11 protein-coding genes and 1 pseudogene are annotated in these 12,794 nt (G+C 67.1%); all 12 read right to left on the bottom strand.

Going from position 1 to position 12,794, the window contains the following annotated elements; genetic code table 11:
* Positions 1 to 574: 574 nt before the first annotated feature.
* Positions 575 to 1,219: a ribonuclease HII gene (locus DBR34_RS03670; protein ID WP_128095750.1), complete on the bottom strand. Its 645-nt coding sequence runs from the start codon at positions 1,217 to 1,219 to the stop codon at positions 575 to 577.
* On the bottom strand, positions 1,216 to 2,484 hold the full coding sequence (gene lpxB, locus DBR34_RS03665) for a lipid-A-disaccharide synthase (protein ID WP_128095749.1): 1,269 nt from the start codon (positions 2,482 to 2,484) through the stop codon (positions 1,216 to 1,218). The genes DBR34_RS03670 and lpxB overlap by 4 nt, the downstream gene beginning before the upstream one ends.
* Complete coding sequence (lpxA, locus tag DBR34_RS03660) at positions 2,481 to 3,272, bottom strand: acyl-ACP--UDP-N-acetylglucosamine O-acyltransferase (RefSeq protein WP_038689477.1); 792 nt, start codon at positions 3,270 to 3,272, stop codon at positions 2,481 to 2,483. Before lpxA ends, lpxB begins: the two co-directional genes overlap by 4 nt.
* Positions 3,273 to 3,290: 18 nt before the next feature.
* Positions 3,291 to 3,749 (bottom strand): 3-hydroxyacyl-ACP dehydratase FabZ, encoded by a 459-nt coding sequence (fabZ, locus tag DBR34_RS03655; protein WP_038689474.1) that lies wholly within the window; start codon positions 3,747 to 3,749, stop codon positions 3,291 to 3,293.
* Positions 3,746 to 4,768: a UDP-3-O-(3-hydroxymyristoyl)glucosamine N-acyltransferase gene (gene lpxD, locus DBR34_RS03650; RefSeq protein WP_128095748.1), complete on the bottom strand. Its 1,023-nt coding sequence runs from the start codon at positions 4,766 to 4,768 to the stop codon at positions 3,746 to 3,748. The genes fabZ and lpxD overlap by 4 nt, the downstream gene beginning before the upstream one ends.
* Before the next feature lie 273 nt (positions 4,769 to 5,041).
* Complete coding sequence (gene bamA / locus DBR34_RS03645; protein ID WP_128095747.1) at positions 5,042 to 7,462, bottom strand: outer membrane protein assembly factor BamA; 2,421 nt, start codon at positions 7,460 to 7,462, stop codon at positions 5,042 to 5,044.
* 73 nt (positions 7,463 to 7,535) lie between these two features.
* Complete coding sequence (gene rseP, locus DBR34_RS03640; RefSeq protein WP_128095746.1) at positions 7,536 to 8,894, bottom strand: RIP metalloprotease RseP; 1,359 nt, start codon at positions 8,892 to 8,894, stop codon at positions 7,536 to 7,538.
* Between the two features lie 34 nt (positions 8,895 to 8,928).
* Positions 8,929 to 10,119 (bottom strand): 1-deoxy-D-xylulose-5-phosphate reductoisomerase, encoded by a 1,191-nt coding sequence (dxr, locus tag DBR34_RS03635; RefSeq protein WP_128095745.1) that lies wholly within the window; start codon positions 10,117 to 10,119, stop codon positions 8,929 to 8,931.
* A gap of 2 nt (positions 10,120 to 10,121) precedes the next feature.
* Positions 10,122 to 10,946 (bottom strand): phosphatidate cytidylyltransferase, encoded by an 825-nt coding sequence (locus DBR34_RS03630; RefSeq protein ID WP_128095744.1) that lies wholly within the window; start codon positions 10,944 to 10,946, stop codon positions 10,122 to 10,124.
* Positions 10,943 to 11,713 (bottom strand): polyprenyl diphosphate synthase, encoded by a 771-nt coding sequence (uppS, locus tag DBR34_RS03625; RefSeq protein WP_128095743.1) that lies wholly within the window; start codon positions 11,711 to 11,713, stop codon positions 10,943 to 10,945. The genes DBR34_RS03630 and uppS overlap by 4 nt, the downstream gene beginning before the upstream one ends.
* Before the next feature lie 5 nt (positions 11,714 to 11,718).
* Positions 11,719 to 12,276 (bottom strand): ribosome recycling factor, encoded by a 558-nt coding sequence (gene frr, locus DBR34_RS03620; RefSeq protein WP_128095742.1) that lies wholly within the window; start codon positions 12,274 to 12,276, stop codon positions 11,719 to 11,721.
* Positions 12,277 to 12,427: 151 nt separating this feature from the next.
* A pseudogene (locus DBR34_RS03615) lies at positions 12,428 to 12,794 on the bottom strand (uridine monophosphate kinase); the annotation flags it as partial.

Here is a 12,794-nt window from a genome sequence, read left to right as displayed (position 1 = left end):
GGCAGGGTCGCGGGACACGCCGCAAGTACGTCCCTGTAGGCTCGTTCGCGCCATCCATGGCGCTCTACGGTCCCGCAACCCTACCTCCCCCACCCCCGATAGTGCATCTGTGCTCATGGGGGAAACGGAGCAGGGCCAAGGCCAAGGCAAGAGCCAAGGCGTTTAGGTGGTCGATTGGGGGTGGGGTTAGTGCCGAGCAACGCTCGGCACCTACGACCAAACCCAATATCCCTAACTCCCAATTACCGCAACAACGAATCTTCGAGTCCGACGCCGGAGCCGCGATTCCAGGATCCACAGAGATCCCGACCGAAGCTAAAAAGCCGCTGTCACCCAGGCCACCGGTAGTCTGTCGAGGGGCGATACGGTTGGGTTGGCGGGACCGTAGAGCGCCATGGATGGCGCGAACGAGCCTACAGGGACGTACTTGCGGCGTGTCCCGCCAACCCAACCGTACCGCCCCAACAGTGAGCAACCGGCCCCCGGCTGTTGCAGTGGCTCCGGCTCTGGCTCTGGAAGTTGCTCTGGCTCTGGCTCCGGCTCCCGCCTCGGCCATGCGCAGCATGAAAAAAACCTACACCACCTCAAAACAAGCGCGAACCGGCGCAAAGCTGCGGCGATGCTGGGGGCAGGGCCCGTGATTGCGCAGGGCGGCCAGATGGGCCGGCGTCCCGTAGCCCTTGTGCTGATCGAACCCGTATTCCGGGTGCTCCTCGTGCAGCGCCAGCATGAACCGATCGCGCGTCACCTTGGCCAGAATCGACGCCGCCATGATTGCCCGGTCCAGCGCGTCCCCGCCCACCAGCGCCTGCGCCGGACAGGGCAGCCCCTTCGGCACCACGTTGCCGTCGATCCGCGCGAACTGCGCCACGTGGGACACCCCCTCCACCGCGCGCCGCATCCCCAGCATCGTCGCCTGGTAGATGTTCAGCGCATCGATCTCGCCCACCTCCACCATCACCACGTGGAAGGCCAGCGCACGGTCCTGGATCTTGTCGAACAGCTGGTCACGGCGCAGCGCCGTCAATTGCTTGGAATCGTCCAGCCCGTTCAACCGCGGCCGGTCCGGGCAGAACACCACCGCCGCCACCGCCACCGGCCCGGCCAACGGACCGCGACCGGCCTCGTCCACCCCGGCCACGTAACGCGGTGCCACCGTCGCCAGCGCGGCCCCGTCGAACAGCGCCATCGACGCGGCTGCCGCGTGCCGCCGGCTCATGCCGTCGCCTTGCGCGCCAGCAGCTCGGCCACCGCGTCGGCCGCACGCGCCGACGCATCCTGGCGCAGTTGCAGGTGCAGCTGCTGGTAGGTGTCCTGCAGGTCGATCGCGCGCTGCGGATGATCGAACCACTGCAGAATCGCTGCGGCCAGTTTGTCCGGCACGCAGTCGTGCTGGATCAACTCCGGTGCCAGGTCCTTGCCCGCCAGAATGTTCGGCAGCGCGAACCGGTCCACCTTGATCAGCCCCAGCGCCTTCACGATCCGGTAGGTCAGCTCGGCCACCCGGTAGCCCACCACCATCGGCCGCTTCACCAGCATCGTTTCCAGCGTCGCCGTGCCCGACGCCAGCACCACCACGTCGGCGGCGATCATCGCGTTGCGTGCGTCACCATCGAGCAAGTGCGAGTACGCCATCGGCAACGCCGAGCGCGACAACTGCTCGCTGATCAACTGGCGGCAGGCCGGGTTGGCGGCCGGCACCACCACGTGCAGGCCCGGAATGCGTTCGGAGACCTGCCAGGCGGCTTCGAAGAAGGCTTCGCCCAGCTTGCCGATCTCGCCCAGGCGGCTGCCCGGCAGCACGGCCAGCACCTTCGCATTCGATGGCAGGCCCAGCGCCATGCGCGCCTGGTCGCGGTCGCTGTGCAGCGGAATATCGTCGGCCATCGGGTGGCCCACGAAGCGTGCATCGATGCCGTGCCTGGCGTAGATCGGCGGTTCCATCGGGAACAGGCACAGCACCAGGTCGGCGCTGGCCCCGATCTTCTCGGCGCGCTTCTCGCGCCAGGCCCACACCGACGGGCTCACGTAGTGCACCGTGGTGACGCCGCGTTCCTTCAGCCAGCGCTCCACGCCCAGGTTGAAATCGGGTGCGTCGATGCCGATGAACACGTCCGGCTGCCACTCCAGTGCGCGGCGACGGAACTCGCCGCGCAGTTTCAGCAGCCGGGGCAGGTGGCGCAGGATCTCGGTCAGCCCCATCACTGCCAGTTCGCTGGCGTCGAACCAGGTCTGGCAGCCGGCGCTGCGCATCGCGTCACCGCCGATACCGGCGAACTCGGCCTGCGGGAAGCGCGCCTTCAGTTCGCGCACCAACCCGGCACCGAGCAGGTCGCCGGAGGCCTCGCCGGCCACCAGCGCGATCCGCACGGGCCGGTTCGACGTGGTCGCCGCGGCCGCGTTGTCCAGCGCGCCGATCACCGCCGCCAGTTCAATGACCTGGGCGGTGGTGCCCGCTGGAGTGTGCCCGCCAGAGGCCGTCATCGCAGCAGCGGCCTCTCGGCGTGCTCGATGAAGTCCAGCAGGTCCTTGACGTCGGCGCTGTGCGCGGCCTGTTCGGCCAGCTGCACCTTGGCCTCGGCCAGCGGCAGGCCGGCCACGTACAGGGTGCGGTAGGCGCGCTTGATGCTGGCGATGCGCTCGGCGTCGAAACCACGACGCTTGAGCCCTTCGCTGTTGATGCCGCGCGGGCGACCCAGCGAGTCGCTGCCCACCATGGTGAACGGCGGCACGTCGCCATTGGTCAGCGCGCCCATGCCCAGGAAGGCGTGCGCACCGATCCGGCAGAACTGGTGCGCGCCGGCGAAGCCGCTGATGATCACGTAGTCGCCCACGCTCACGTGGCCGGCCAGCGTGGTGTTGTTGGAGAACACGCAGTGGCTGCCGACGTGGCAGTCGTGGGCCACGTGGGTGTAGGCCAGCATCCAGTTGTCGTCGCCGACGGTGGTGATGCCACCGCCGCCTTCGGTGCCGCGGTTGATGGTGACGAACTCGCGGATGACGTTGCCGTCGCCGATCACCAGTTCGGTGCGTTCGGCGCGGTACTTCTTGTCCTGCGGTTCGCCGCCGATCGCGGCGTGGCCGATGAAGCGGTTGTTGCGGCCGATGCGGGTCGGGCCGTGGATCGAGCAGTGCGGACCGATCACGGTGCCGGCGCCGATCTCGACATCGGCACCGATCAGGGTGAAGGCGCCGACCTGCACGTCGTCGGCCAGGCGCGCGCCTTCCTCGATCACTGCCGTGGGATGGATCCGTGGTGCGTTGTCAGTCATTCCTGCCTCCGTGGTGGCTCAGCCCTTGGCGCCGGCGCACATGACTTCCGCGCTGGCCACGACTTCGCCGTTGACCCGGGCTTCGCCGTAGTACCAGCCCATGTTGCGGATCAGGCGCTTCATCTGCACATGCAGCATGAGCACGTCGCCGGGGACCACCTGCTTGTTGAAACGGGCGTTTTCGACCTTGACCATGTAGAACAGCTTGGACTGCGCGTCACGCCCCAGGGTCAGCTGGGTCATGACGCCGCCGGCCTGGGCCAGCGCTTCGATGATCAGCACGCCGGGCATGATCGGGCGACCCGGGAAGTGGCCCTGGAAGTACGGCTCGTTGTAGCTGACGTTCTTCTGGCACACGATCTGCTTGGTCTCGACGTCGAGTTCGACGACCCTGTCCACCAGCAGGAACGGGTAGCGGTGGGGGATCAGCTCCTGGATCTGGGTGATGTCGATCGGAAGCTGCAGCGTGTCGTTCATTCTTTCTCCTTGCCAGCAGCGAGGACCCGGCGTGCGAGCGTATCGAGCTGCTTGAAGCGCGCGGCGTTCTTGCGCCACGTGCGGTTGTCGGTCAATGGGGTGCCGGAGGAATACTCACCCGGCTCGTGGATGGAGTTGCGCACCACCGACTTGCCGGTGATGACGACCTTGTCGCAGATTTCGAGGTGGCCGACCACGCCCACATGCCCGCCAAGCAGGCAGTAGCGGCCGATCTTGGCGCTGCCGGCAATGCCGGTGCAGCCGGCGATGGCCGAGTGGGCGCCGATCTGGACGTTGTGGGCGATCTGCACCAGGTTGTCCAGGCGCACGTCCTCGTCGAGGATGGTGTCCTCCAGGGCGCCGCGGTCGACGCAGGTGTTGGCGCCGATTTCGCAGTCGTCGCCAATGCGCACGCCGCCCAGCTGCGGCACCTTGATCCACTTGCCGGCGTCCATGGCCAGGCCGAAGCCGTCGGCACCGAGGACGGCACCGGGATGGATGCGCACGCGCTTGCCGAGCTTGACGCGGGTGACCAGGGTGACGCGGGCGATCAGTTCGCAGCCGCTGTCCAGGGTGCAGTTCTCACCGATGATGCTGCCGGTGCCGATGATGCAGTTCTCGCCGACGACGCTGCCGGCGCCGATGCTGACGAACGGGCCGATGTGGGCGCTGGCGGCAACCTGGGCGGTGGGGTCGATGACGGCGCTGGGATGGATGCCGGCCGGTCGCGCGGGGGCGATGTCGAACAGCGCGCCGATCTTGGCGAAGGTGGTGTACGGGTCCTTGGCGATCAGGGCGCTGCCGGGGGCGGCCTCGGCGTCCTCGGCGCGCAGCACCACGATGCCGGCCTGGCTGTCGGCCAGCTGGGCCCGGTAGCGCGGGTTGGCAAGGAAGGTGAGCTGGCCAGGGCCGGCATGGGCAAGCGTGGCCACGCCATGGATGGCGGTGCTGCCGTCGCCATGGACCTGCAGGCCGAACTGCTCGGCGAGTTGCTGGGCGGTGTAGGTAGGAGTATTCACGGCGGAAGTTTACCGTGTGGCGCAGGTTCGGTCATGCGGGGCGGGGCATGCCTCCCGGCGGACGCCCTGCCAACGCAGCGGGTAGTGCCGGCCGCTGGCCGGCTGACCGGCTCCCCGGCACATCCCACCCCATGGGATGGCAGGCGCCGATCGTTGGTCGGCACGGCACTCCCGCCCTTCCACGCAGCCGGCCAGTGGCCAATCCCCACGAACGAAAACGCCGGGCAAAGCCCGGCGTGTCGTAGCGCATCTGGTGGAAAGGCCCTTCGTCGATCAGAACTGGCCGCCGAACGTGAACTGCAGACGCTCGATCTCGTCGCCGTCTTCCTTCTTCAGCGGGAACGCATAGCTGATCGAGATCGGGCCGACCGGGGCGCGCCACAGCAGGGCCACACCGGTGGACACGCGCAGTTCGTTGGCCTTGAAGTTCTTGCTGCCGTTGTACACGTTGCCGAAGTCCACGAAGGCCGAGATACGGGCCGACGGGCTGTCGAACAGGCGCGGGAAGTAGGCTTCGACCGAACCGACGGTCTTCAGCGAACCACCCAACGGCTGGCCGTCCGGGTAGCCGGAGGTGACTTCACGCGGGCCGAGGGTGTTGTCCTCGAAGCCGCGCACCGAGTTGGTACCGCCGGCGTAGAAGTTCTCGTAGAACGGCAGGCCGGTGGCGGTCACGGTCTTCACGTAATCTGCCGAGGCGGAGTTGCAGTTCACCGTCTGGGTCGGGTTCGGGTTGGCCGCGGTCGGTGCGGTGTAGCAGAGGTCGCGCGTGATGTCCTTGCCATAGCTGTCGCCGTAGCCGATTTCGGCACGGGTGTTGATGACCAGCGACGGAATGATCGGCCAGTACTTGGAGAACTGGTAGTTCAGCTTGTAGTACTCGATCGTCGAACCCGGCAGGGTGGTTTCCAGGCCGACACGCTGGTAGGTACCGCGGGTGGGCATGAAGTAATCGTTGCGGGTATCGCGGGCCCAGCCCAGTTCGGTGCGCCAGGAGTGGAACGTCTTGGTGCCGATCGCATTGATGTAGTCGATGATCGACTGCGGCGTCGAGCCCTGGTAGGTGTTGATCTGGTTGCTGTCGATACCGACCATCAGCGAGACCGTGTCGTTCTCGGTGATCGGCACGCCGAACACCATCTGCGCCGAACGGTTGGTGCTGTTGTACTGGGCGGTGTTGAAGTCGGAGTAATCCAGTTCGCGCCAGGACAGGTTGTAGCCCAGCGACACGCCGTCATCGGTGAAGTACGGGTTGGTGTAGCTGAAGCCGTAACGCTGCAGGTAGCTGCTGCGCGAGGCTTCGACCGACACGCGGTTGCCGCCGCCGAGGAAGTTGTTCTGCGACAGCTGCACCGAGGTGGTCATGCCGTAGGACTGCGAATAGCCCAGGCCGAACACGAAGCTGCCCGACGTGGTTTCCTTGACGTTGTAGACCACGTCGACCTGGTCGTTGCTGCCGGTGACCGGCGGGGTCTCGACGTCGACCGATTCGAAGTAGCCCAGGCGCTGCAGGCGGATCTTGGAACGATCGATCGCGGCCTGCGAGTACCAGCTGTTTTCGAACTGGCGCATTTCACGACGCAGCACTTCGTCGGAGGTGCGGGTGTTGCCCTTGAAGGTGATGCGACGCACCTGCACGCGAGGGCCCGGCACGACCTGCATGTTGATCGCCACGGTACGGTCGGCGCGGTTGCTGGTCGGGATCGGGTTGACCTTGGCGAAGGCGTAGCCGATGTTGGACAGCGAGTTGGTGATCGCGTCCGAGCTGAATTCCAGCAGCGCACGCGAGAACGTGTCGCCGGACTTCTGGATCACCATGCGCTCGACATCTTCCTGCGGCAGGATGGTGTCGCCGGTGACCTTGATCTCGGAGATCTTGTACTGCTCACCTTCGGTCACGCCGGCGGTGATGAACATGTCGCGCTTGTCGGGGCTGATCGAGACCTGGGTGGAATCGATGCTGAAGTCCACGTAGCCGCGGTCGAGGTACCAGGAATTGAGCTTTTCCAGGTCGCCGGACAGTTTTTCCTTGGAGTACTGGTCATCGCGGCGGTACCACGAGGCCCAGTTGTGCTCCTTGGACTCCCAGGTTTCCAGGATGTCTTCGGAGGCGAACTTCTCGGTGCCCACCAGGTTGACGTGCTGGATCTTGGCCGCCTTGCCTTCCTTGATCGCGATGGTGATGTCCACGCGGTTGCGGTCCAGCGGGCTCACCGTGGGGGTGATGTCCACGTTGTATTTGCCGCGGTCGTTGTACTGGCGGCGAAGTTCCTGGGTCACGCGGTCCAGGCTCAGGCGGTCGAAGGTGCCGCCCTCGGTCAGGCCGATGTCGCTCAGGCCCTTGAGCAGCTGGTCGCTCTTGATGTCCTTGTTGCCGGTGACGGTCAACTTGTTGATCGCCGGGCGCTCCTTGACCGTGACCACCAGGATGTCGCCCTGGCGATCCAGCTGCACGTCTTCGAAGAAGCCGGTCTTGTACAGCGCACGGATGCTCTCGCCGACCTTGTTGTCGGTCAGGGTTTCGCCACGTTCCACCGGCAGGTAGGTGAACACGGTACCGGAGGTGATGCGCTGCAGACCATCGACACGGATGTCGCTGACGGTGAAGGGCTCGGCTGCCTGGGCCAGGGCGGGCGCGCCGAAACCGGCGGCGAGTGCAAGGGCAAGCAGGCGGCGATTGGGGAGTCGCGTCATGTCACGTCCGGTTGGAGTCGAATGCAATGTTGCGGGATGCCGGCGCATAAGACGACGACAAAAGGGAAAAAGTTCATCGCGCGGCCAGGCCGAGGATGTCGTTGTAGAACGCCAACCCCATCAGCCCGGCCAGCAGCGCCAGCCCGACGTACTGGCCGGCAGCCATGGCGCGCTCGCTCAGCGGGCTGCCCTTGACCAACTCAATAAGGTAATACAGCAGGTGCCCGCCGTCCAAGATGGGGATGGGCAACAGGTTGATGATGCACAGGCTCAGCGACAGCAGGGCCAGGAAGAACAGGAACCAGTCCAACCCCCGCTGGGCCGACACATTGGCCACGCGGGCAATGGTGACCGGGCCGGAAATGTTCTGCAGCGAGGCGCTGCCGGTGACGATGCGGCGCATCATGCCCAGCGAATCACCGGCCATCCGCGCGGTTTCACGCAGGGCGACCGGCAGGGCCGCCAAGGGCCCGTACTTGAGCTCGGCGTCGTAGGCCGGCGCGCTGGACTGGGCAAAACCGATCCCGATCTGCCAGGTGGGCTGGCCATGGCCGTCCTTGCCCTGGCGCGGGGTGATCTCCAGCGCCAGCCGCTCGCCGCCGCGCAGTACTTCGATCATGCCCGGGCCGCCGCGCTTGCCCAGGGTGTGGATTTCGGTGAACACCTGGTCGATGGCGTCGATGCGCTGGCCGTCCACGGCCACGATCAGGTCGCCCGGCAGCAGTACGCCCTGGGCGGCCGAGTCGGGCACGACTTTTTCGACCAGTGCCGGCTGCAGCCAGAACTGCCAGGTCAGCCCGGCCAGCACCGGCACCCGACGCTCGTCGAAGCCTTGCGGCAGCTGCGACAGCGGCAGCACCCGGGTCTGTACCCGGTCCTGCGCGTCCAGCACTTCCAGGCGCGCGTCGTGGCGGTCCATGGCGGCGGTGGTCAGCGCCATGCTGGCCTGGCCGGCGGTCACCACGCTGCGCGCGTCCACGCTGATCAGCCGGTCGCCCGACTGCAGCCCGGCGGCCTGCGCCATGCCGCTGGTGCGGCCGATGGTGGGGGAGTAATCCTGCTTGCCCAGCACGAACATCGCCCACAGCAGGGCGATGCACAGCAGCAGGTTGGCGGCCGGGCCGGCGGCCACGATCGCGATGCGCTGCCACACGCTCTTGTGGTTGAAGGCCTGGTTACGCTCGTGCGGATGCACCTCGACTTCGCGTTCGTCGAGCATCTTCACGTAGCCGCCGAGCGGGATGGCCGCGATGGCGAACTCGGTGCCGGCGCGGTTGCGCCGCATCCACAGCGGGCGGCCGAAGCCGACCGAGAACCGCAGCACCTTCACCCCACAGCGGCGCGCCACCCAGTAGTGGCCGAATTCATGGAACGTCACCAGCACGCCGAGGCTGACGATCATCCACCAGACAGATCCGATGAATTCAGCCATGGTGGACGGCACTGGAGAAGGGCGGGAAGGGCATTCAGGCGTGGTCGATGGCGGCTTGGGTGATCAGGCGGGCGCGCTGGTCGGCAGCCAGCAGGACCGCCAGTGTATCGGCGGACTCGACCGACAATGTTGACAGAGCGTTAGCCACCAGCGCCGGAATGGCAAGGAAAGCGACTTTTCCCTGAAGAAATGCTGAAACAGCCACTTCATTGGCGGCATTGAGGATGGCCGGTGCGGTACCGCCGGCGGCCATGGCCTGCCAGGCCAGGCCCAGGCAGGGGAAGGCGTCGTTGTCGGGCGCCTCGAAATCCAGCCGGCCCTGGGCCAGCAGATCCAGCCCGCCGACCCCGGATTCGATCCGCTGCGGCCAGCCCAGGCCCACGGCCAGGGTGGTGCGCATGTCCGGCAGGCCCATCTGGGCCAGGGTGGAGCCGTCGACGAACTCGACCAGCGAATGCACCAGGCTCTGCGGGTGCACCAGCACCTCGATGCGCTCGCCCGGCACGCCGAACAGGTGGTGGGCCTCGATGACTTCCAGGCCCTTGTTCATCAACGTCGCCGAATCGACCGAGATCTTCGGTCCCATCGACCATTTCGGGTGCGCCACGGCCTGCGCCGGGGTGACCTGGCCCAGCTCGGCGCGGCTGCGCCCACGGAACGGGCCGCCCGAGGCGGTCAGCAGGATCCGGCGGACGCCGGCGCCTTCCAGACTGGCATCGCGCGAGCGCAGGCACTGGAAGATCGCGCTGTGTTCGCTGTCGATCGGAATGATTTCGGCCCCGGCGGACGCGGCCTGGCGCATCAGCAGCTCGCCGGCCAGCACCAGCGATTCCTTGTTGGCCAGCAGGATGCGCTTGCCCGCCGCAGCGGCGGCCAGGGTCGAGGACAGCCCGGCGGCGCCCACGATGGCAGCGACCAGGGTGTCGCATTCGGCACTGGCGGCCAGCTGGTCCAGCGCGGCGGCGCCGGCGTGGGCCTGGGTGGGCAGCCCGGCGTCGCGCAGGCCGTCACGCAGCGCGGCGAACAGGGCGTCGTCGGCGATCACGGCATGATCGGGTCGATGCTGCACGCACAGCGCCACCAGCGCCTCCACCTGGCGCCCGGCCGCCAGCACGCTGGCGCGGTAGCGGTCGGGATGACGCGCGATCACATCCAGCGCCGATGCGCCGATCGAGCCGGTGGCGCCGAACACGGCGACCCGGCGGGGAGCGGTAACGCTGACCATGTTCAGAATCCGAAGATTTCCTTGCCCAGTGCGAACACGGGCAGGGCGGCGAGCACGCCGTCGATGCGATCCAGCACGCCACCGTGGCCGGGAATGATGTGGCCCGAGTCCTTGGCGCCGGCGTGGCGCTTGATCAGGCTCTCGTACAGGTCACCCAGTACCGAGGCGAACACGGTCACCACGGCGGTGATGACCAGGCCCAGCACGTGGGCGTTGTCGATGCCGGCCATGTAGCCGAAGCCGAGCGCGACCGCCAACCCGGCCACCATGCCGCCGCCCAGGCCTTCCCAGGTCTTGTTGGGGCTGATCCGCGGGGCCAGCTTGGTGCGGCCGAAGGTGCGACCGGCGAAGTAGGCGCCCGAATCGGCCGCCCAGACCACGGCCAGTGCCGTCAGCAGCCACAGGTGGCCGTTGCTGCCGCTGGCATGGATCAGCACCAGCGAGGCCCACGCCGGCACGATGGCCAGGGTGCCGGCCAGCAGCTTCAGCGCACGCGCGGGGCTGCTCGGGCTGGCGCCGAAGGTGAAGAAGCGCAGCCACAGCAGCGCCATCAGCCACCAGCCGATGCCGACCAGTGCGGCGATCTGGTACAGCACCAGCGAGCCGTCGCCGGCCCACACCATCAGCACCATCAGCAGCAGGTTCAGCACCAGCAGCACGGTGCGGGCGAGGGTGTCGTCCACGTCGGCCAGCTTCAGCCATTCCCACAGGCCGATCAGGAACACGGCGGCGGCGGCGGCGGCCAGCCACTGGGTGGGCAGCAGCAGGATGGCCGCGATGGCGACCGGCGCCATGATCAGCGCGGCGATGACTCGGGTCTTGGTCATGGGGTGGACGTCTCGGTGGCCAGGGCGGCGATCTGGGCGCTGGTCAGGCCGAAGCGGCGTTCACGGGCGGCATAGGCGTCGAGCGCCTGCTGCAGGACGGCGGCGTCGAACTCGGGCCACAGCACGTCGGTGAACCACAATTCGGTATACGCCAGCTGCCACAGCAGGAAATTGCTGATACGGGTGTCGCCGCCGGTACGGATGAACAGGTCCGGCGGTGGCAGGTCGGCCAGCGCGACCCGGCTGGACAACATCGCTTCGTCGATCTGTTCGGGCACCAGGCGCCCGGCGGCCACCTCTGCGGCCAGCTCGCGCGCGGCGCGGGCGATGTCCTGGCGACCACCATAGCTGGCGGCGATGTTCAGGGTCATGGCGCGGTTGTCGGCGGTGCGCTGTTCGGCCAGCTGCATGCGGCTGACCAGCCCGGCGCCGAAGCGTTCGCGTTCGCCGATGAAGCGCACGCGCACGCCACGCCGATGCAGCTCGTCCACTTCACGGTCGAGCGCATTGAGGAACAGCTTCATCAGCGCGTCGACCTCGTCGGTTGGCCGGCCCCAGTTCTCACTGGAGAAGGCAAACAGGGTCAACGCGGCGATGCCGCGTTCCAGGCAGAAATCGATGGTGCGGTTGACCGCGCGCGCACCGGCCCGATGGCCGATCAGGCGCGGGCGGCGCCGCTTCTGCGCCCACCGCCCGTTGCCATCCATGATGATGGCAACGTGGCGCGGGATGGCCGCAGGGGTGCTGGAGGTCGGGGCCTGGGACATGGGGCTCAGACCGCCATCAGTTCCTTTTCTTTTTCAGCCACGACACTATCGACGTCCTTGATCGACTTGTCGGTCAGCTTCTGGATGTCGTCTTCGCCGCGCTTCTTGTCGTCTTCGCTGATCGCCTTGTCCTTGATCAGGCTGGCGATGGCCTTGTTGGCGTCCTGGCGGATGTTGCGGATGGCGATCTTGGCGCCTTCGCCTTCCTTCTGCACCTGCTTGCCCAGCTCGCGGCGACGTTCTTCGGTCGGCGGCGGCAGGTTGAGGCGGATCACGGTGCCGGCCACGTTGGGGGTCAGGCCGAGGTCGGAGGCGTAGATGGCCTTCTCGACGTCCTTGATCATGCCCTTGTCGAACAGGGTGATGACCAGGGAATGGCCTTCGGACACGCTGATCGAGGCGACCTGGTTCAGCGGGGTGTCGGTGCCGTACGCCTTGACCGTGATGCGGTCCAGCAGCGCCGGCGAGGCGCGGCCGGTGCGGATGGAGGTCAGGGTGTGCTTCAGAGCATCGATGCTCTTGGCCATGCGCGTCTGCGCGTCCTGCTTGATATCGTTGAGCATCGCCCGAATCCTGGATGTAACTGGTAATCGGACGATTATAGGCGAATATGGGGGTGGCCCGCCTTATCGGGGCCGGCCGTCGGCCGGCACCCGCAGCTCAGCGTGCCCGGCGGGGTCGGCCGCAGGCCGACAGCCGGGATGACTGCGTCGTTCAGGCAGCCTGGTCGCGACCGCGCACCAGGGTGCCGATGTTGTCGCCGTGCAGGATCTTCAGCAGTTCGCCCGGCTGGCCCATGTCGAACACGCGCAGCGGCAGGTCGCTGTCGCGCGCCAGGGCGAAGGCGGCGGTGTCCATCACTTCCAGGCCGCGGCGGATCACTTCGTCGTAGGTCAGGCTGTCGAAGCGGACCGCGTCGCTGTACTTGTTGGGGTCCTTGTCGTACACGCCGTCGACCTTGGTGGCCTTCAGCAGCAGGTCCGCGCCGATCTCGATGGCGCGCAGGGCAGCGCCCGAATCGGTGGTGAAGAACGGGCTGCCGACGCCGGCGGCGAAGATCACCAGGCGGCCCTTTTCCAGG

Source organism: Stenotrophomonas sp. HMWF003 (assembly GCF_003061285.1).
Lineage (GTDB): Bacteria > Pseudomonadota > Gammaproteobacteria > Xanthomonadales > Xanthomonadaceae > Stenotrophomonas > Stenotrophomonas maltophilia_AP.
This window is presented reverse-complemented; position numbering and strand designations above follow the sequence as displayed.

What these genes read in the sequence shown, in the direction of transcription:
- DBR34_RS03630 (WP_128095744.1), bottom strand. Translation starts at nt 10,946, where the DNA reads ATGACCAAGACCCGAGTCATCGCCGCGCTGATCATGGCGCCGGTCGCC.
- lpxA (WP_038689477.1), bottom strand. Translation starts at nt 3,272, where the DNA reads ATGACTGACAACGCACCACGGATCCATCCCACGGCAGTGATCGAGGAA.
- lpxB (WP_128095749.1), bottom strand. Translation starts at nt 2,484, where the DNA reads ATGACGGCCTCTGGCGGGCACACTCCAGCGGGCACCACCGCCCAGGTC.
- rseP (WP_128095746.1), bottom strand. Translation starts at nt 8,894, where the DNA reads ATGGCTGAATTCATCGGATCTGTCTGGTGGATGATCGTCAGCCTCGGC.
- uppS (WP_128095743.1), bottom strand. Translation starts at nt 11,713, where the DNA reads ATGTCCCAGGCCCCGACCTCCAGCACCCCTGCGGCCATCCCGCGCCAC.
- frr (WP_128095742.1), bottom strand. Translation starts at nt 12,276, where the DNA reads ATGCTCAACGATATCAAGCAGGACGCGCAGACGCGCATGGCCAAGAGC.
- DBR34_RS03670 (WP_128095750.1), bottom strand. Translation starts at nt 1,219, where the DNA reads ATGAGCCGGCGGCACGCGGCAGCCGCGTCGATGGCGCTGTTCGACGGG.
- fabZ (WP_038689474.1), bottom strand. Translation starts at nt 3,749, where the DNA reads ATGAACGACACGCTGCAGCTTCCGATCGACATCACCCAGATCCAGGAG.
- dxr (WP_128095745.1), bottom strand. Translation starts at nt 10,119, where the DNA reads ATGGTCAGCGTTACCGCTCCCCGCCGGGTCGCCGTGTTCGGCGCCACC.
- bamA (WP_128095747.1), bottom strand. Translation starts at nt 7,462, where the DNA reads ATGACGCGACTCCCCAATCGCCGCCTGCTTGCCCTTGCACTCGCCGCC.